The following is a 19,787-nucleotide window of genomic DNA, read 5'->3' on the forward strand; positions in this document are numbered from 1 at the left end:
ATTTCAGCCATAACGCTAGCGCTTCTTTCGGAGGAGGACAGGTATGCATATTTTTTCTTGCTCTTTGCCGATATTACATCGTCCATATCATCTCTAATGAATCTATGTTTTAAAATATTGATTTAATAATTAGTTTGCCCCTGCGCGTCATGCACTCGAACTAAGAAATACCGCTAACTTGATATCTAGGCAGTGTGCTCTAAGCGCATTGTATTCGCTGACGCCTAATCAATGATCGGCCCACTTGGCGCCGAAGACGCCCAGTCGGGTAATTGTCCGAGGTCAGTCAACTCCGCTCTCACGAGACCGTCCAGCACTTCCGGGAAAAGGAATGTCATAACACGCCACAGGGGATGTTCCTGATCCACCTGAGCCTCCGCCTGCTTGGCTTCGGCGATAAATCGACGGAGTGATGCCTTCTCAAGCAACTCTGATAGGGAGGTGCCCCCCACAAAGGCTTCGATCAGGCTGGCGCAATGCTTGAAATCGGATCCGTTCAGTTTGCTGTTGAGCATCGACAATACCGCGCCATCGCCGGAAAACCTGGTGATGTGGAGTATCGGACGATTGGCGGCGGCGCTGTGAGCCACCGAGCACAAGATCGCGTAAAGCACGGCTGCATGCGCGCGGGCACGGTTGGACCGCTCTATCCAGAAATCCCGTTCCCATTCCCACAGTCCCGGAATTCCTGCCTTCATATCGGACCAAACATCTTCGAAGTGATCGCTATACTCAGGTGAATTGGGCCGCTCCTGTCGCGCCAACTTCGCGGCATCCCACCAGCGCGACCGTTCCTTCTTGCAGCGCTGCTTCAAAGCCTCCGAGCGACAGTCTTCCACAAATGCAGACCGGCCATAGCCTGTCTGGAGATCGTCAAGAACGATCAATCTGGGCTCGTGCCAGCCGCCCTGACCGTTTTCCATGAAGCACTTCAAGGCAAGAGTTTCGCGCTCGATCGAGGCTGCTTCGGCCTCGTCATCGAATACGAAGACATTGCCTCGCTGCATCGCCACGACATCATGGAACCCTTGGGGCATAGGACATTCAAGCGTGTTGAAAATCCATACCAAGGTGATGCCTTCAGCATCGTAATGCACATGGCGGGCCGCGATTTCCGGAGCGAACGGTTTTGACAGCTGAACTTCAAACGCGAAGCGACCCAGCCCGCTCAGGTCGGCAAAGACGTCCGGCCAACGACCGCGCTTGTGAATTTCAGACCGCAAGTAAGTGTTCACCGCCGTGTGCGTGCAACTAGGATCGGCTTTGACCAACTGCTCGATTGTCGAACAAAGTCGGCGATGCAGCGCTGATTCCTGATGTCCCTGATATTGAGCCGCACGAGCATCATCCGGCCGCAGATTATTGCCTTCATACCATGGGCAGGCTTTGCTTGCTTCCGGGTAGTGTGCGTACATCGGGATATGGCTGTCCCCAACAGCTTGTGCCCTGATAAAGACGCCGCCTTCGCATATCCTGCATCTCGCGATGGGCCTCGAGCGGTCCTCGCGCCGCCGCACATTGATCTGGTTGCGCAGGTGCTCCCATCCGGCGCGGGGCATGGCCATCAACTGCTCAACAGTGACCGCGCCTCGCGGCAACTCAAAATCTGCGATCAGGATCGTGCGCTGATGACGGCTCACTGTCAGCTCACTCTGGAAGCTCGGGTTTGGCAATCCAGTCGCGAGACTCGCTGCCTGATGCCACTTCGCCTCCAAGGCGGCGTAGATGCACCACATGGTAATCGTCGACCTGTTCCAGCCGAATGAGGTCATCCCTTTCCAGCCGGTCGAGCAAGTCGGACAATGACCGACTGGACGAGCCTAGGCCTATCGCGGCCAGCCAGGTCGTCAACACATGACTGTTTGAACTACGCTCTTTGGCAAGAACATCAAGAATCGCCCTAGCCTGCAGACTGGTGCGTATAGCTTCGAAGGACGATGGAACATTGCGAAGATCTGTCATCGGGCAATGATAGATCATTGATCGCAAGCGGCAAACATAACGGGAACGAAATGCCCTAAATTTTCCGTTCCACGCGTGCAGCGTGGCCAATGACCGAGACAGCATCAAGTTCGAGAGTTGTTTCCCCGCAATCGGGTGTCGGCTCTTGCAGTGGTCGAACCATCGGCTGTCCACTTTGGCTGGTCGCGCGCTCAAAGCTGGCTTTCAGGATCGTCCGGCAACACTTTCGCTCTAGCGCTATCCCGTTGACGTCCGCTTTCGGGCGGTCGAATAATCATCTCGAATGTCTGAGATTGGGGCGCGAAGCTGACCTCACTGCCGTTTCTCAGATCAAATGCTGAAGTCGATATTCCGGGTGCGCTCCTTGCCAAGTTCCTTTTCTGAAGCCTTCGGGCCTTGTTCCGGAGACGCCTTGCCAACCCCGACTTGCGCCGCTTCCTTCAACCGCCGGGTTACCTCCAGGGCAGACGATTTATCGCCCTGGTTCCTCGAAACCGCCGCGCCCAGCTTCGCAGCACTGTCGACCACGAGCGTGAGCTGATCACGCAGGCGCGTAACGGTGACCAGAAACGTCTTCTGGTTGGCAAGATTGCGTTCGCGGCTGTCCATCACCGCGATACCCCGATCCGAAGTCAGGCCCTGCGCCATGTGAGCGTTGAGCGCGTAGGCCAGGTCGACGCGCCTGAGCATCGGATCCTCTTTTCCGAGCCGTCGCTCGATGCCCTTAGAGGTTTGTATGGTAACGTGACGATCGTCGATCTGCGAAACCTTTGCCTGATCCGCATTGAAAAGACCTCGGCTGTGATCGTTGCGTGTCCAGCGAATGCGGTCCCCCTTGTGGAGATCGAGCAAACGGCGATCGAACAGGGTCAGGTTGTCTTCCTTGCCGGTGCGACCGATGCGCGACGGTTTGAGCCGATGCAGCTTACCTCGCGCGTCCTGAAGCTCGACAAGTTCCTTCCGGTCGTCGACCTTGCGCACAGAATACTCGCCGCGCCCGAGACCGAGCGCGCGCTCGGCCCTTGCGACCTCAAGTACCATCCCGGGCCTGTAGGCAGCGATGTAGCGCAGTTCTTCGCGGGTCAGGTTAACGCGGTCGAGCACGTCGAGTTTCACCTTCTCGGGTCCGATCTCGCCATTGGCTGCAAGCCCGGTCTGGACCGCGGCGTTCACGGCCGAGCGGATCTTGCGCCCGGAGGCATAGATCGCCGTGCGCTCCCGTTCGTCCGGAGACAACGCCAGCCAGCGTTCGGCGGCGACGATCGCGCCATCGCCCGTGGTTTTGATGGTGCTGGCTTTGAGGTGCTCGAAGGCGGTGTGGACGAGGCCCGCCTGTGCCGCGGCCTGGGCAGAGCGCAAGACCGGATCACGGCCGCGAAGATTGGCGGTCATCTCGGCTTGTCCAATGCCACCCTTCTGCAGCAGGTCGAACGGCTTGCCAGCATCGACCGCGCCCAGTTGCTTGCGGTCGCCGACGAGGACCAGGCGATGGGCCCCGGCTCGATTGGCGATGCGGATCAGCTGCTCCTTGTCCGCATTGGACACCATCGAGGCTTCGTCGAGGACTAGAACGCTGCCCTTGAGCTCCTCTCGCGCGTCGCGTTCCACACCCACCATTCCGGCGCCCTCGGCGAGCTTGCCCCAGCGCTTTAGGAAACTCGCCAGCGTCTTCGCTTCGATCCCTGTGTCGCGCTCGAGCATCTGTACCAGCGTGTTCTGGACGGCGAGACCGAGAACCTTGTGTCCTTCCTCCCGCAGGACGTCTGCAACGGGCTTCAGCACGCTCGATTTCCCGGCCCCTGCGATACCCTGCACGGCAATCGTGCGATCGCGCGAGGTCAGGATGAGCCTCGCCGCACCGAGCTGCCCCTCGTTGAGCTGGAAGCCCTGGTTGACCAGCGCCGATGCCTGGACACTGGCATCGGCGCGCCGGTCGGACAGGATCGGTTCGACAGCCCCCTTTCCCTCGTTGGCCCAGGCGAGGATTCGCGTTTCGCGGTCGACTTCCTCGCGGCTTGCGAGCCAGCCCTTGTGCGCGCCCCTGCCTTTCACAAGCTCCCCCGAACGCACCAAGGAGCGCACCGCCTTCTCGACATGTGCAATGGTCGTCGGGAGGCCGAAATCGAGTGCAGCCTTGTAAAAAGCTTCTCGGGGAAACCCCGCCTCGCGCTGCGAGAGGTGGCGTACCGCAGATGCGACCGCCTGGGCCGCGGCGATTGCCTCGGGACCCTGCTTGAGGACATGATCGGGTACAAGTGGATCGCGTTCCTCACCCCTCACCCGGGCGGCAAAGTCCCGGAGCAGCGATAGTCCGCGCTCAATAAGATTGGGCGGGCGGGCGTCCAGTGCGGCGCGCTCGTTGCCTCTGGTTGTGGTGACCTCGACCATGCGGGGAAGATCGAGACCGATTGCCTTGGCGCTGGCCTGCCACTGATCTCCAAGGGCCGCCCGGTCTGCGATCGGCAACTTGGCAGCCCGCGTTGCCAGCGCCGCAACCTTGCCCGCTTCCAGGCCCGGACCACGCCTCGCTTCGAGCACTTCTTTGCGCCGCGTCGAGAAGGCCATGACCTGCTCGCGCGTGATACCGCGCGCCTCGAAATTGCCGTGCTTGCCGACTGGTCCGGCTTCGTAGCCGAGCTTCTCTACGCCCAAACGAAAGCGCGCCATGGCCATGGAGTTGAGCAGCGTGCCGAGCGACCACAGCTGGTCGTTCTTGAGCGTGCGCCACTTGCCTTCCGGACCCTGGGTGACATTGGCAACGACCGCGTGGAAATGCAGGTTGGGCTCCTGGTTGCGATTGGTGTCGTGCTGGAATAGGCCAACCGTAAGGTTGCCGGTTGCGACCGTCCTGACCTTCCCGCGCTCGACCAGGCGGGTCTCCGCGGCATTCTTCTCGGCCCATTGCAGCGCCTCGACGACTGCCTCGCGATAGGCCTCGATGATCCGTTCGTCCTTGCCCACAAGCGCCAGCAGCGACCAGCTCTTGGGCAGCGAGAAGGTCATGTCGGTGCCAGGACGATGCGGCTGGCCGGGATTGCCGACGCTTGTACCGTCGGGCAGCTCGCCGCGCAGGACAGCGTCGAAATCCCTGGTCTCGACCCGCCCTTTGAGACCCAGCAGATCGGCGCCCTTGCCGACCCATTGACCCGACCGGTCGGCGTCGGCCTTGGCGTAATAATTGTCGGCGGCAAAATAGCTCGCCGCGGCCGAGGGCGAGCGGACATTGGCGACCGAAAGCATCGCGCGTCTCCCGAATGTCCCTCCCCTGGTTTGGCTACGCGTCAGATGTCGGGTTCGATATCGCCAACATCGGGTTCGTCGCGATCGGGCTTGCGGGTCTCGCCGGCAGCGCCACCGAGCAACCCGCGCTGAATGCGATCCTGTTCGGCCCGAGCGCGGCCCTGCTTACCAGGTTTCAACGCGCGCTCGTGCTGATCATGTCGCTCGATGGGTTGTCCATCACTTCCGGGCTCTCGCCCGGCATTGTCGGCGCGAGGTTCCAACGGCAGTTCGCTTTGCCCTGTGCTGTCTTGGGCGCCCCGCAAAGGAAGCCTGCCTTCGTCCGGTCCGCGCCCGTCTTTGCCTATGGTGTCATCCGGCTGAACCTCGCCCGGCCGCACCCTGCCAGTGCGCCGCTTCGACTTGCTACCGCGACCATTCTTTGGCTCGGACTCGACCTCCTGGTGGCGCACCTTTTCATCGTGGCGGCGCCGGTCTTCGCTCTCGTCACCGTCTCCGTGCGGCTCTTCATTGCGGCTCCTTTGGGGCGATGTGTCGCCTGCTGATTGTGTATTCGGCTTGGTCGGTTTCTGGGTCTCGCGGGGGATGAACCCCTCGGCGATACGCGGCCAGTCGCGCGGTCGTAAGGTGATCGGAGCGGAGGCAAAGCCTTCGGGGAACTTGACGTATCCTTCGAGGCTCCGCAACCGCATGAACTGGTCGGGCAGCAGCAGTGGAACGACTTCGCGGCGAGGGGTCATGGTCACCGCGTCGCGCGAGTTGTTGTAGGCGTAGCTGTAGCCTTCCTCCATCTCGCGGACCTCGCGGTGACCGACGATGTCGGAGCACCAGGTCGCGGTCTCGCGGTCGGCGGTTCCGAGCATGAGTTTGGTCTTGGCAAGCGAGGACAGGGTCATCGCCATGTTGTCGCCATAGACCTCCTTGAGCTTGGCATAGGCGTGCACGCCGGTCACGAACGCGCCCCCGAAATTGCGGGCCGTCTGCAAGCCGTTTTCGAGCGAGGGAAGCCGGTGCAATGCGCCCAGCTCGTCGATCAGGAACCACAGCTTGAGGTCATTCGTGGTGCGCCCGGTCATCAGTGTGTTGATCGCCGTATCGAGCCACAGGGTGAGCATTTGCGAGAGCATGCTCATGTCGACGTAGCGAGAAGACAGGAACAGGAGCGAGCCTTCCGCGCACTCGCCCTTGACCCATTTGCGGATCGAGAAGGCCGGACCTTCGGACGGCAGCAGCTGTAATGCCTTGGCGTTGACATTGAACACCGCCCGCACCGATTCCGCCATCTTTGCAGCGCCTGGATTGGTGAATGGGCCTGCCATCGTTCCCTCGAGCATCTCGTGGAGATCGGAGAGGTTGGCATTCATCAGGTCGGTCGCGAGAGCGGCATTGGTTCCCCGACCGTCCTCGATCAGCTTAAGGCAGGTCTCGACAAACAAGGTGCGCGCGGCGAGTACCCAGAACTGTTCCGCCCCGCCCCCATCGTGCGGGACAAGCGACTCTGCGGCCGCATGGAATTCGGCGCTGGTGGTGCAGTCGTTGAATACACTCCAGGCCGGACAACGGGCATCGAGCGGGTTGAGGATCACGTCGCGTTTGGGGTCGTAGAAGTGCTCGATGAAGGCACCAGTGAGATCGAAAATCACCGCGCGCTCTTTCCTCTGGCGGATCTCATCGACGAGTTCGGTCAGCGCAACGGTCTTGCCCATGCCGGTGGTTCCGACGAACATGGCGTGGCTCTGTTCGCGCCGCCATGGCCAGCTGATGCCGCCGATGTGAGCAGGCGAATATAGACCTGCCTCCTGTAGCGCTTCGCTGCCTGCGAGGCGCCATCGCCAACCCAGTTCGCGGCCATATTCACGGGCCCGCTGACGGCGGTTGTAGCGGGCAATATCGGCAACAAGTTCGTCATGGCTGACGAGCTCGGCACCGCGCAGGTGACGCTTGCGCTTCGAATGCTCGCCGAAGTGTTCCGCGACCCACCAGAACGCCGCGAAGAGCGGCGCGAGGCAGACCAGCGAGAGGAGCACGGCCTGCTTCGTCGCCGCGAAGAACAGTGCCCATGCTTCGCGCATCGGCGGGAAGTCGCGGATCACCGCCATCGGGAAGGCAACCATCTCGCCATCGAGCAGGCGGAGGTTAACAAGCTTGGCAGGATCGAACTCCATGAAGGTGTAGGCCGAGGCATAGACATGCATCCACAAGAGGTAGGTCTGGTAGTCGTCGAGCGCGGAGCTGACGTTCCACCAGACAGCTCCAGCCACGATGAGAAGCGAGAGGATAAACGGCGCCTTGAGACCCGCTGCGAACATGAAACCGAAGTGACCAAGCAGCTGGCTTCCGCGGGTGAAGTTGAGGATGTTAGTCTTCATCACCGTCCTCCTTTTCGCGCGAGGGAATGAAGCCAAGCTGGGTGAGGCGGCGATGGTAGGCGGCATGGGTTCGCTTGCGCAGCTCGGCGTCAGGATGGCTGACCAGCAGGGCATCGAGAGCCGTGGTGAGGAACACCATCTGGCGCGCCGGATCGGCTGCGCCGGGTCGTTCCTGGCTGTCGTTGTCGCGATTCCAGGCCGCCACCAGCAGGTCGCGCACGACCACGCTTACGCTGGTCTCGCGGACCCGCGATTGTTCTGCAATCCAGTCCGCTATCAGCGGCGGGACATAGGATTGCACGCTCTTGTAACGTTGCATTTTGCCAAGCTCCTCAAACTCAAGAAGCCTGGTTCGACCTACGGAAGGCGAGGAGAACGATAAATCACAAGGAGGCTGTAGGAAAACGAAAAGTTCGCAAATGGATTCAATATTTTAGATACAGATGATTTGCAGCCAATGTGCGAATCCAAGGCATAAATCACGCTCAAATGGGTCGATGCACAAGCCTGATATGCAATCTAAACTCATGAGAACATTACAGGAATCTTGGCGGCACCGCTGCGTACGGTGTGCCAACTGTTCCCCATTGCGAGGCCTGGTCCAGCCTGCATGCCCGTATTCTTTCAGAGGTCAATTTCCCGCTCCAGCCAAAGGAGCGCGAGCAACCCTCGTTTGCGCGTCTGCGGTGACTCAAGGACTTCGCCAATGATCGCCCACCAAGAGACACGGCACCCCGGAGCAAGGCGGCGGCAAAGGAGCGCGTGCGAGGCCAGGGGGCGGCTTCTGTCGTCCCCGCCGCATCGCGCCGGTCCGACCCGTTGCCGGTCCCGGAGTGCCTGCGGGGCCCGGAACAAAAACGCCGCACCCGCAGGAGCGCAGGCCGCAGGCTGCGCGGGACCGAGTGCGTCCCCAGCCCCGCTCCGCTCCGCTTGTCGCCAGCACTGACCCAATGCGAACATGAAAAAAGGGCAGGAACCGTTCCCGGCCCCTGCCCTGGCGCTTGGTCAGAATTCGTCGAGCATGCCCCCGTGGATCGTATGGACGACGCGGTTCGCCAGATGCTCAGGCAGGGCGTTGTAGTCGCCCTCGTCCAGCGCGAAGTAGCCAAGATCGTCATCCTCGACGACGTGCTGGTCAAAGAAGCTCTGCAATGCCCGGCGCTCGGCAACCGCCAGAGCCTCGAAGTAGCTGTTTGCGTTCGTTCCGCATGCTGCAAGTGTAGCCATGATATCCTCCTGATGTTTGTCGCCAAGACGACAGGAGGAAGGCCGGTGGGTGCGGTGTCGCCGGGTCAGGGAACGCCCGTCAGGGCGACCGCGCCAGCGGCGGTGGGGGCAACGATTTTGTCGGACCGCAGCGCAGCGAAGGGGAGGCAAAATGGTGGGGCCCCGCCGTCCTTGACGCGGCGGCCTCCGGACCCATCATACTGGGAATATCGTGAGCCAGACCCCCACCCTCCAGTTCATTCCGCTTGCCCGCGATGCCGTGCAAGAAATGACTTTCCTACAGGCCACCTGGAGGTCCATCGCGACTGGCGGGAGGACAGCTGAAGGGATGAAAGGAATGTCCGAATGCCGACCAAACGAAGCGCTGTTGCTGCTCTCAGGAAGCTCGAAGAAGACCGGATCGCACTCGAGCAACGGCGAAGCGAACTCGAAGATGCGGCCGCACTTGAGATCGGGCAGGTCATACTCGGAACAGGCCTTGAAGCTTTCTCGAGGAAAGGCCTGCGCGCAATCGCGACCAGGCTGGCGACCCTCGGAGAGGCAGAAAGCCAGAAGCTCCTGAAGGACCCTGCTGCTACGCGGACCGCTCAAACCGCAGAGCCGTTAGACTGAAACAGAAGAAGGGGTCCTGTCCGGCTGGACAGGACCCCTTCGGGAGCGAGATCGACGGGAGAGTTCAGTCGATCTCGGGAGCGTCGGTATTGTCGTTCTCGTCGCCAGAGCCGTTGCCGCGGGAGAGGAAGTCGACCTTGTCGGCGAGGATCTCGGTGCCGTAGCGCGTGACCCCGTCCTTGTCTTCCCACTGCGTGTAGTGGATGCGGCCCTGGACCGATACCAGCTGGCCCTTGGAGCAGTACTGGCCGACGGTCTTGGCAAGGCCATTGAAGCAGGTCACCCGGTGGAACTCGCTTTCCTTGGCGGTGTAGCCGTTCTCGTCCTTATAGGTCTTGCCGTCCTTGTCGCGTGCGGGACGATCGGTAACGACGGTGATCCCGGTGACGTTGGTGCCGCCCTTGGTCTCGCGGGTTTCCGGATCGCGGGCGATGCGGCCGGTGAGGATTGCTATATTGGTCATGATGATAGTCCTTCAGTTCCTCAAACCGGAGACCATCTCCGGCTTGCGAACATCCAGAAGAAGCAGGGCATGGGGGGACTGCACCGCAGGAGCAAAGCTCCAAGGGGAACCCGTTCATGACGGGTGGTGCGGGCAGGCAGCGCAGCTGCCAACACGGCCGGAAAAGAGCGGGTTGCCGTCCTCAGCTGACCTGGTTCAGGACTGTTCGCGACAAAAGCCGGATGGGTATCGGGTGCGGGTCTGAAGGCTGATGTGATCCCGCTCCAATCAGCCTGGCCCGTCGCTTTCCGATACTGCCAGGAGATCCATGAAGTCGCGGGCTGCCTCCCGGTCTTCCTCGTTCTCGAACGCCACATCGAGATCGGGGGCGGAGCCGAACATGTGCAGAAACGACCACAGTGCAAAGCGCTTGCCCCGGTCCTTCTCAAGGCCAAGATCGACCCGGCAATGCTCGATGCCGGCTGCAAAGGTGTCGGGAGCAAGCCCTGTGAGGTCGGTGGTGGCAAAGTAGCGCTGCAGGAGATCGTCGAGTTGCATAGGTGGTTCTGTAGCCCGTATAGTCGGGTGCGAAAATCGAAAGCTCGGGTTCGATTGTAGACGCAAGCATCGCGGTCGCAGAAGACCCCCCAAGAGATCAGCTGGTTCGTTGGATTGAGCAAGGAAGCTGCTCGAAAGCGTACCTATTCGGGCCTGTCGTAACCCTACAATCGACTGAACCACGATCGATGGTAATACGGCCTCGCGACCCGAAGGGCTCGGAGCAGCAATGCAATGAGTTCTCTCCTTATGGGCGGCCTCGGAAGGGGCCGCCCTTTTTCGGCAATGAAGATAAGCCGAAACGAGAGATGTAAGGGGTCTCGGCGATTACGCCGGACTGGTGCCCAACAGACCGCGACGATCGACCACGGTGATCCGGCGCATCTTGGCAGCGATCACCAGCCGTTCGGTCACGCCATTGCCCGGAAATGCGACGACGTAACGCGGATTGAGCGCAAGCATTTGCTCGTTGCGTTTGAACCCGGCGCGGGCACCAAGCCGACGATCAAGCGAATAGGTCAGCTGCTGGACTTCGCGGCGCTCGGCCCAACTCGCTGCCAGACGATCGGCACCCTTGCCGTCGCCGCCATGGACCAGGAAGAGATCGGGAACCGCATCGCGAACCTTGTCCAGGGTCGCCCAGATATTGTCGGCATAAGCGCGCGCATCCTCGGCGTTCTCGAAGCTCTGGCGACCACCGGCGAAAACGACCGGAGTTCCCTCCGGGATCAGGGCATGACGCCGGTTCTCAGCCCGTGCGCGGAGGAAATCGCGGGCATCAATCACGGCCGAGGTAAGGTTTCGCGAATGGCTCGTGCGCGAGCCGGAAACGGGCTTCCACGAGGAACCAGTCTCGTCGCGGTAGAGTGCTGCCGCCGCCTCACGCATCTGCTCGAAGGCCAGCATGCTGGCTTCGGCAGACTGCGCGCGCTCGACCTGCTCTTCCAGATTGCTCGAATGCACTTCGGAGCCATCGGCCGACGCGAGGAGGACCCGGATTTCGTCGCTGGCCCGGTCAAGCTGAGCGGACTTGCGGCTGGCTGCTCGGTGGAAAAGGTTGACCATACCCCAAGCAATATCCTCGGCATCGGCTTCCAGAGCCGTGTCGGCAAACATCGCAAAAAGGTCGGACCAGACTGCGCCAAGCGTCTGCTCGATCGCGTCTTCGCAGGGAAAGTCGGTCTCGTTGAAGGGGGCTGCCCTGATGCTAAGGCCTGAGAGATCGAGGCCGCTCAACTGGTCGATGAAGCTGTCGTACATGGTGTGTCTCCTGATCGCGGGGACAAGGAGAGGAGGCACCATTGCCTCGGCCCTGTCCGCCGGAGCCCGATCAGGGCCGGAACAAGGGGCGAGGCGCACCGCGCAGCGGGAAACCTGCGGCCCTAGGCTGGCGCGGGCAACACGGGCCGACGGGCCGCAGGTTGCGGCTCGCCCCGACCGGCCCAAGGGCCTCTCCCGGCGAACAGGGATGAGGCAGGATCAGGACCCGGTGGCGCAAGCGGATCGGGAGCGCTCTAAGATCGCTTCGCCATTCGAGAACCGCCCAATCAGGCGCAGCTCACCGAACAGGCCGATGAACCTACAGGAGACCTGGCCAAGCCAGTGCCGCGCCCTCGGCACTCGCGGCTTGTAGAAATCGGCCTCCCAGTAAGGGGCATCGTCCCGCTCGACGAGCCAGATCGCCGCGAGCCCGCAATAGGTCGATATGCCGCAATCGGCGAAGGCATTGCGAAGGAGGATACGATCTTCGCGGCCGCGCCATCCATCGAAGCGCTCGAAGGAAGGAAAGGCCGCCTTCGCGGTATCAATGACCTCGTCGACGAGGCACTCATAGGCCCAGTCGACATCTTCGTTTTCGCCGTCATCAAGCAGGCGAAAGGCCACCACGGACCCGGTCGGATAGCTGACGGAACGTCCCATCTCACTGCTCCTTAGGCCGCATCGGCGAGATCGACATCGGCCTCGCCTTCCAGGGATTGGTGACCCCCAAGGTCAAGCAACAGGCTGGCCGCTTCCTCGGCCTTGGCCGCAGCGGTCAAGATCGCGCGCTCGTCCGATTTGAGGATCTTGAGCCAAGATGCGATGTAGCTGGCGTGATGGTCTAGATGGGTGACAGGAAGACCCAGTTCGGCTCCAAGGATGGCCGAGGACAGCTCGGCGATCAGTTCTTCGGCAGCATAGGCATCGCTGCCGAAACGGTTCTTGAGATCGCGGTCGAGCCGAGAAGAATGACCCGTCCAGTGCGACAGTTCGTGTGCGAGCGTCGCATAGTAGTGGTCGTAGGCTTCGAAGAGTTCGGCTGGCGGCATGGTGACCCGGTCCCGCAACGGCTCATAGTAGGCCTGCGCACCATGGTGGCGCAGGTCTGCGCCGATATCGTCGAAGAAGGCATCAAGTCGGTCTTCGCGTCCTTCGGGCTCAAGCGCGGCAACCAGCGGCTTGGGATGGTAGAATGCAGGGAGGCCATCGCACTGATCCGCGTTGAACACGGCATAGGCCTTGAGCACGCGCCGGTTCTCGGTGTCGGCTTCGCCTTCGGCGTTCACGACCTCTTTGATGTAGCTCTTGTAGAAGATCGCGATGGTCGATTTCTCACCCTTGCGGACCTGTCCGCCGAGCTGCTGACACTGGCGGTACGTCATCCAGTAGGGCGAGGCGTAGCCACAGCCATCGGCCACCATCCACAACCAGAAGGTGTTCATGCCGCGATAAGGCATCCCGCAGGATCGCAAGGGCCGCGAGACCGGCACACCACGCCACGGCTTGACCCATGGCTTGGTGCCTTGCTCAAGCTTTTCGATGATGGCGGCGGTGATGCGCTGCGCTGGCGATGTCGAAGCAATGCGGCGGGATCTGGTCATGGGAGTTCTCCTGATCGCCGGGACGGACATGCCCCGGGTCAGGAAAAGCAAAGCTCCCTCCTCTCTCCGCTTCTGCTGTAGACAACATTCAGCGAAAAGCGAAAAGGCGGCCCGTCCCGAGAGGGACGGACCGCCCGCCGAGTGACCTGGACCTGTCAGGAGGGGTCAGGCAGCCTGCTCGGCAATTTCGTCAGCCGCGTCGTCGCCGACCAGCTCATCGGCATCTATCCCAACCGGTTGGACTTCTTCGGAACCGGCGAAACGCATGATCGAAGGAACCCATGCCTGCGCCCGTTCCTTGACCTCGATCTCGCCGATGAAGTTACCCGAGAAGATGCGCTCGGCTGCACTCGCAAGCTCGGCCTTCTTCGAGGCGGCATAGCGACTGACCAGTTCGGGACCGCCGGCGACATCGAGCGCTTCGAGCGTGCGGGCCTTGGCCACCCGGTCAAAGTAATTCGCCGCCGTAGGACGCCACCAATGCGCGGTCTCGATTTCGAGCAATGAGCCGAGCGCCTCGTGCATCGGCACCGAACGCTCGCCTTCGCAGGCCAAGCTGGCAACCAGAGCCCGCGAGACGACATGACCAAGCCATGCTGAGCGCGCCTCGTCGGAAAGCGCCCGGAACATCGCAAACCGTTCGACGTCGCTTTCGCCAGCACGCCAGCTTTCATCGAGCGAACCGGCGAACTCGGCGAGCGCAGCGCTCGCCGCTGCATCCTTGGCCTCGAACCCGGTAACCGGGCCCGAAGCCACCGAGCCGACAAGCGTCGACGCTTTCCTGGCGCGCCAGTCGTGGCCATCGGCATCGGCGAGCGTGAAGACCATGAAGTCGAGCGCCAGTACCGGGTCGTTGGCGAGATGGATCGCTAGGATGTCGCGGCGCTGCATTGCGAGTTCGTCGAGTAGGCGCTGCGACAACGAGCTTCCCTTGGGCTTCGCCGCACAGCTTTCCTCGATGGCCTCGACCACACCTTCGTCGGCGACGACTTCGGTCTCGGCATAAAACTGCGGGACCAGTGTCGGCTCGCCATTGCGCGAGAGGACGAGGAATGCACCGGCCTCGGCTTTCAGCTCGTCGGCAAGCACGGGGGGACGATCATTGAGCGCGCGCATGGCGCGGTCGATCACCACCAGTTCCTTCTCGGCCTTGGCGACCTCATCTTCGTCGCTGTCCTCGTCTTCGAGCACAGCGGCGACACGGTCGTAGTCGGCCTCGAGCTCGCCGAGCTCCCGAGCTTCCTGCTCGGTCATTGGCGCAGGCTCGCAGGGCAAGCGACCGAGACCTTCAACAAGGTCGTGGCTGACGTAGTTGCCAAGGGTCGGCCGAACCCAGGCAAGGCCATATTCAAGCGCGGCCTTTTCTGCGGCTTCGGCCATGGCCTTGTGCGCGAGGCCCTCGAGCAGCGCCATGTCGATCCAGCTCTCGCTGGCATCATCGTCGAACAGTTCGCGCTCAATCCGGCCGCCTGCGGCCAGGTAGGCATCGCGTCCGACGAGAACGGCACGCGGATCGGAACCACGCACCGTGGCATCGAGCACCATGCGGCGGATGGTGTCAGGCGTGATCTGATACCAGGCGTCCTGCAGCTCGGCATAGACATGCGCCTGGCGCTCCACGTCGGAGATCGCGCCGTAGGCCTTGGCCATGTCGAGCGTGATCGTGCCCTCGGCGAGTGCCTCGAAGACGCAGGGTGCGAGACTTGCCAAGCGTAGGCGTCCTTCAACGAAACGGACGGTGAGGCCGAAGCGGCGCGCCACGTCTTCGGTGGTAGCGCCTGCCTCGATGATCGCCGCGAAAGCCTGCGCCTCGTCGGCCGGGTTCATCGCGAGACGCTGGAAGTTCTCGGCAAGGCTGGCTTCGCGCACTTCGCTTTCCTCGCCTTCAATGACGAGGCAGGTGACCTCGTGGTTTTCGGGCAAGGTGCCATCTTCGGCCAGCGCCTGCAGCGCGGCGAGCCGGCGACCGCCGGCCTCGACCTCGAATTTTCCGCGCTTTCCTTTGCGTACGACGAGGTTCTGCAGCAGGCCGCGCGCGGCGATGTCTGCCCGCAGCTGGAGATCGGCCAGCACGTCGCTCGACTTGCGAACGTTGCGCGGGCTCTCAGCGAGCTTCTTCAAGGGAATCGACTGGATCATGGGTTTTCTCCTGATGGAATGAAGGCGCAGGTGAGGATCACGAGGCCCACAAGCCCAAAGGGCCCCCTCCACTCTGATTCTGAGATTGGGGTCTGCCCGAGGGATCAGGCGGCTAGCGCGGGGAGGACCGACGAGGCTCTCGACACCGGGACGAACAGCCGCGTGCGGTAGCGGATGATCTCGGTGAAGCAGCCCTTGTTCTTGTACCAGTCGAGCCGGTCGGGTGAGAACCCGGTCAGTTCAAGGCGCTGTTCGCCGCCGACCAGCGATCGCTTGACGGTCAAGGCATCGTGGCTTGCGAGGCCCAGCGGCTTGCCGCTGGCGAGGACGAGGTCGCCGATCTGCTTTGCCGCCGGTCCAGCAATCCCGGAAAGGCCAAAGGTCTCCGCGATTGCGGCGAGGTCGGCGTCTAGCACCTCGCGCCCGATAATCGACTGGCCATCGTCGGCAACGAGCCGGGTGACCCGAACATGATCGCCGGGGAGGCGCTTCCAGACAGGGAGCAGCAGCCCGGTGGCAAGATGGACACGCTCGGTCACTGGCGAAGCGGCGGCCTCCTCTTCCTCGGCCCGCCAGGCGTCCGTGAACGCGGTGACGCCGAATTCTTCCCAGTGGCTTTCATCGAGTGCCTCAAGCGTCCAGTTCGCGGATTTGAGCGGTCGCAGAAGGCGCCGACGTTCGATCACGGCCCCGTCGTCAGCGATAAGGCGCCGGGCAGGAACCGAGAGGGCGACCTTGTCCGAGCGCGCATTGCGCATCGGCGTCGCGTGCGGGCTGCCGATCTCGTGCATCCGCACGAGGCGCTGCAATCGCAGAGGCCGAAGGTGCCTCGTCACTTCGAGCGAGACGAGACGGGTCTCGGCTCTAGTCACGGGATCGGTGCGCAGGAGTTGATCTGCGAGTACCTCGAAACTATCGACCCTGACGGTTTCCAGTCCCTGATCGAGCGTTCCGGCCTCGCGCGCGGCTTCGATCCGCGCTTCGACGAGGCCGAGATATTCATCGAAGATCGCATTCTGGAGTGCTATCGGCAGCGCGAGAATACGGTTTAGCCAGCGCTGGATCGTGGGAAGATTGTCGGTCAGTCCGCCATCGGGGTTTTCAAGCCGGAGGCCGGTGCGCTCGACGAAGTTACCGAAGTTCGTGGCTTCGAGCTTGCCGTCATAGAGCAGCTGGAACCAGCGGCTGAGCGCGTCGCGCGCATAGTCACTTTCGAGATTGTCGGCCGGGTCGAACAGGTTCTGACCTCCGGTCTGGCGCTGGCCGCGCGTAAGCGCGCCCAATGCATCGAGCCTGCGCGCAATGGTCGAAATGAACCGGCGTTCGCCCTTCACGTCGGTGGTAACGGGACGGAACAGTGGGGCCGAGGCCTGGTTGGTGCGGTTCGTGCGACCAAGACCCTGGATCGCGTTGTCGGCGCGCCAGCCCGGCTCGAGCAGGAAATGAACCCGGCGCTGCTGGTTCTTCGCATGAAGGTCGGCATGATAGGAACGACCCGTGCCGCCTGCATCCGAGAAGACGAGGATGCGCTTGGTCCCATCCATAAAGCTTTGCGCCTCGGCGACATTGGCACTCGGGCTTCGCCGTTCAAGCCGCTGCTGGCCATCGCGGCCCAGGACCAGCCTACGAGTACGGCCCGTGACCTCGGCCACGGCCTCGGACCCAAAGTGCTCGATGACCGCGTCAAGCGCGGTAGCGATGGGCGGCAGCGCGCAGAGCTGCTCGATCAATGCGTCACGCGCGGCAATGGCGCGCGGGCAGAAAACGGGATTGCCCTCCTCGTCGTTCATCGCCTCGGAGCGGAGATTGCCATCCTCGTCGGCGAAGACCTGCATCAGGCGCACCGGGAAGCTTTTGACGAGGTAGTCGATGACGTATTCACGCGGGGACAGATCGATATCGAGCGCTTTGCGTTCTTCCACGCTAAGGTCGGCAAGGCGCCGGTCGAGCATGGCCTCGGCGGTCGAGACCAGCTGCACAACAACCGAATGGTCCTCTCCAAGAGCCGCTTCCATCGCGGGGATCATGCTGGGCAGCTTCATCGAAAGCAGGAGCTGGGCAAAGAAGCGCTGCCTGGTGCCTTCGAAGATCGATAGCGCCGCAGCCTTGGCATTGCGGTTGAGCGTATCGCCGCTGTCCTCGTCGACCACGCGGGTTGCTTCGAGCGCAGCTTCGAGGTTGCGGTGAATGATCGCCCAGGCATCAGCATAGGCATCATAGATTTTTATCTGCGCTTCGGTCAGGCTGTGTTCGAGGATCTCGTACTCGACCCCGGCGAAGGACAGCGCACGGGCGAGATAGAGACCCTGCGCCTTGAGGTCGCGGGCGACAAGCTCCATCGCCGCGACGCCGCCAGCGCGGATCTCGGTCATGAACGCCTCGTGGGTCGGAAAGGCGGTCTCGGGTCCCCACAGGCCAAGGCGCGAGGTGTAACCGAGATTGGCGATGTCCGAGGCACCTGTGGCAGACGCGTAGAGCACACGGGCGCGCGGGAGATGGTTCTGCAGCTTGAGGCCCGCCATCCCCTGTTCGGAGCCCTTGACCTTGCCGCGAGTGGAGGAGCTCCCGAGCGCATTTGCCATGGCGTGGGCTTCGTCGAAAGCAATCACGCCGTCGAAATCCTCGTCCGCCCAGGCAAGGATCTGGTCGAGCCGCGTATCCTCGGCGCGCCCCGAGCGCAGCGTCGGGTAGGTGACGAAGAGGATGCCTTCGAACATCATTACAGGTTGGCCGAGTTTCCAGCGTGAGAGTGGCTGGATGTCGAGCGGCAACCCGCCTAGCGCTTCCCAGTCGCGGCGTGCATCTTCGAGCAGCGCCTCGTTCTTGGTGATCCACACATGGCGTCGCTCGCCTGCGAGCCAGCGATCCATGATGACCGCTGCGATCTGCCTTCCCTTCCCCGCTCCAGTTCCGTCGCCAAGGAAGAAGCCCTGCCGATATGCGTGTCCGTCTTCGGACAATTCGAGCGCAGTGCCTTCCTGACCGACCTTGAACTGGCCCGGGAGATCTCGCGCGAATGCCTGGGCAGCATAGACCAGTGTCTCACATTGCGCTTCGGACAGAAGGCCATCGGCCTGCCAACCTGCGGGAAGGCGCGGGCGAACATCAGGCTGGGGCGCTGCGACCGAGCCCATGGCGACCGATTCCACGAGCGGGGTGGGATGGACCGGCGCGTTTTCGAACACGATGCGGCTGGGCCGGTAAGACAGGTAGATGCCAGTCTGTTCGGGCACCTGCGCGGGGTCGGCGAGGACCGAATAGGCAAGATCGATGCCATTCGCTGTGGCTGCAGGAGTCGCCGCGAACGGCGCCAACGGCCGGACCGGCGCCCGATCCGTCGAGGTTCTGCCAAGCAGGCGCACTGGCTTGCCGACCCGAAGGCGATCGAGGCTGGCGGAAATCTGCCACCGTGGCGGCAGCGCAGTAATAAGCTCGTGGAGCTCGATCAGATCGGCAGTATCTCCGGTGATCGCGGGCAAAGACGCAGTCGGCATCTTGTCGACCACGAGCAGGCGAACGGCAATTCCCGTGCCAGTTCGGCGAAACATCTGCCGCAAGCGCACATCGAGTAGCAGTGACGCTTCGTCCTGTGCCTCGGCGAATGTGGAAGCATCGAAGCCTTCGGGCATGATGGCGACGATCCTCGCTCCATTAGCAGCCGCTCGGATCGCACCGCGCAGGTGACGCATAGCGGTCTCACCACCCTTCCGGCGTTCCTGGCTGCGGGCGAACGGCGGGTTCATCAGCACGGCCGACGGAACAGGGCCGCGAAGCATGTCGGCAATCAGTTCCCCGTCATGCGCGGTGATCGTGGCCGCAGGGAAGATGTGGCCCAGGGCTGCTCGCCTTGCCGGATCGATCTCATTGAGGAGCAGCGAGGCGTTCTGGACGCTGCCCCAGAGCGCGAGCGCACCATTACCTGCGGACGGTTCGAGGAGCGTGTCTCGCGCACAGACAGCTGCGGCCCTCGCCATCAGCCAGGCCAGCATCGGCGGGGTCGAGAACTGCTGGAGCTCGACCTGTGCTTCGCTGCGAACGTGCCGCGGCGGCAAGGCTGCTTCGAGCCAGTCGAACCGCGCTTCGGCTTCGTGCACGCTTGCCGCCAGATCTATGCGCGAAGACTCGCAAATCCAGAGCAGCGCGCCGATCTCGACCGCATTGTTGTAGTCATCGATGGTCCAGGCGCTTCCCCAGTCCAGGGCGCCGGTCTCTTCAGCGAAGAGGCCGGAAATGTCGGCACGGGTGAGATGACGACCCGAGGCGAGAAGCTCGGCAAGTCGGGCGCCGATGACGTAGGCCAAGGGCACTGACGACAGTTGCTCGCCAGCGGGAAACAGGTCTGACTGAAACATGGCAATTCGTCCTCCTGATGAGGGC

The 19,787-nt window shown here is 62.3% G+C and carries 14 protein-coding genes; 1 reads left to right on the forward strand and 13 read right to left on the reverse strand.

Translation table 11 applies throughout. From position 1 onward, the window contains the following. Positions 1-224: 224 nt before the first annotated feature. The 6 genes from E3U23_RS12175 to E3U23_RS12200 all read right to left on the reverse strand — a co-directional run bounded on the left by E3U23_RS12175 (position 225) and on the right by E3U23_RS12200 (position 8,798). The gene (locus E3U23_RS12175) at positions 225-1,640 is read right to left on the reverse strand and encodes a hypothetical protein (RefSeq protein WP_279351548.1); all 1,416 of its coding nucleotides are present in this window, start codon (positions 1,638-1,640) and stop codon (positions 225-227) included. Between the two features lie 7 nt (positions 1,641-1,647). After that, positions 1,648-1,851 carry a hypothetical protein gene (locus E3U23_RS12180; RefSeq protein WP_279351549.1) on the reverse strand — a complete coding sequence of 68 codons (204 nt, stop codon included), beginning with the start codon at positions 1,849-1,851 and terminating at the stop codon, positions 1,648-1,650. 441 nt (positions 1,852-2,292) lie between these two features. Beyond that, a complete protein-coding gene (mobF, locus tag E3U23_RS12185) occupies positions 2,293-5,202 on the reverse strand; it encodes a MobF family relaxase (protein ID WP_279351550.1) in 2,910 nt (969 codons plus the stop codon). Between the two features lie 41 nt (positions 5,203-5,243). After that, positions 5,244-7,571 (reverse strand): type IV secretion system DNA-binding domain-containing protein, encoded by a 2,328-nt coding sequence (locus E3U23_RS12190; RefSeq protein WP_279351551.1) that lies wholly within the window; start codon positions 7,569-7,571, stop codon positions 5,244-5,246. Further along, positions 7,561-7,890 (reverse strand): hypothetical protein, encoded by a 330-nt coding sequence (locus E3U23_RS12195; protein ID WP_279351552.1) that lies wholly within the window; start codon positions 7,888-7,890, stop codon positions 7,561-7,563. The genes E3U23_RS12190 and E3U23_RS12195 overlap by 11 nt, the downstream gene beginning before the upstream one ends. Before the next feature lie 686 nt (positions 7,891-8,576). After that, positions 8,577-8,798, reverse strand: coding sequence for a hypothetical protein (locus E3U23_RS12200; RefSeq protein ID WP_279351553.1), 222 nt, complete (start codon positions 8,796-8,798; stop codon positions 8,577-8,579). Between the two features lie 345 nt (positions 8,799-9,143). Between E3U23_RS12200 and E3U23_RS12205 the strand changes: the two genes are divergently transcribed. Further along, complete coding sequence (locus E3U23_RS12205) at positions 9,144-9,410, forward strand: DUF6437 family protein (RefSeq protein WP_279351554.1); 267 nt, start codon at positions 9,144-9,146, stop codon at positions 9,408-9,410. 64 nt (positions 9,411-9,474) lie between these two features. Here E3U23_RS12205 and E3U23_RS12210 read toward each other — a convergent pair whose 3' ends face one another. The 7 genes from E3U23_RS12210 to E3U23_RS12240 all read right to left on the reverse strand — a co-directional run bounded on the left by E3U23_RS12210 (position 9,475) and on the right by E3U23_RS12240 (position 19,762). Continuing rightward, entirely contained in the window at positions 9,475-9,873 is a 399-nt protein-coding gene (locus tag E3U23_RS12210; protein ID WP_279351555.1) for a single-stranded DNA-binding protein, read from the reverse strand. A 267-nt stretch (positions 9,874-10,140) separates the two neighbouring features. After that, on the reverse strand, positions 10,141-10,410 hold the full coding sequence (locus tag E3U23_RS12215) for a hypothetical protein (RefSeq protein ID WP_279351556.1): 270 nt from the start codon (positions 10,408-10,410) through the stop codon (positions 10,141-10,143). A 327-nt stretch (positions 10,411-10,737) separates the two neighbouring features. Continuing rightward, on the reverse strand, positions 10,738-11,670 hold the full coding sequence (locus E3U23_RS12220) for a DUF2493 domain-containing protein (RefSeq protein ID WP_279351557.1): 933 nt from the start codon (positions 11,668-11,670) through the stop codon (positions 10,738-10,740). A 219-nt stretch (positions 11,671-11,889) separates the two neighbouring features. Further along, positions 11,890-12,330 carry a hypothetical protein gene (locus E3U23_RS12225; RefSeq protein ID WP_279351558.1) on the reverse strand — a complete coding sequence of 147 codons (441 nt, stop codon included), beginning with the start codon at positions 12,328-12,330 and terminating at the stop codon, positions 11,890-11,892. A gap of 11 nt (positions 12,331-12,341) precedes the next feature. Next, positions 12,342-13,271, reverse strand: coding sequence for an ArdC family protein (locus E3U23_RS12230; protein WP_279351559.1), 930 nt, complete (start codon positions 13,269-13,271; stop codon positions 12,342-12,344). A gap of 165 nt (positions 13,272-13,436) precedes the next feature. Beyond that, complete coding sequence (locus E3U23_RS12235; protein WP_279351560.1) at positions 13,437-15,410, reverse strand: ParB/RepB/Spo0J family partition protein; 1,974 nt, start codon at positions 15,408-15,410, stop codon at positions 13,437-13,439. A 104-nt stretch (positions 15,411-15,514) separates the two neighbouring features. Then, complete coding sequence (locus E3U23_RS12240) at positions 15,515-19,762, reverse strand: strawberry notch family protein (protein WP_279351561.1); 4,248 nt, start codon at positions 19,760-19,762, stop codon at positions 15,515-15,517. Positions 19,763-19,787 lie beyond the last annotated feature (25 nt).

This window comes from Erythrobacter litoralis, assembly GCF_029760855.1.
Lineage (GTDB): Bacteria > Pseudomonadota > Alphaproteobacteria > Sphingomonadales > Sphingomonadaceae > Qipengyuania > Qipengyuania litoralis_A.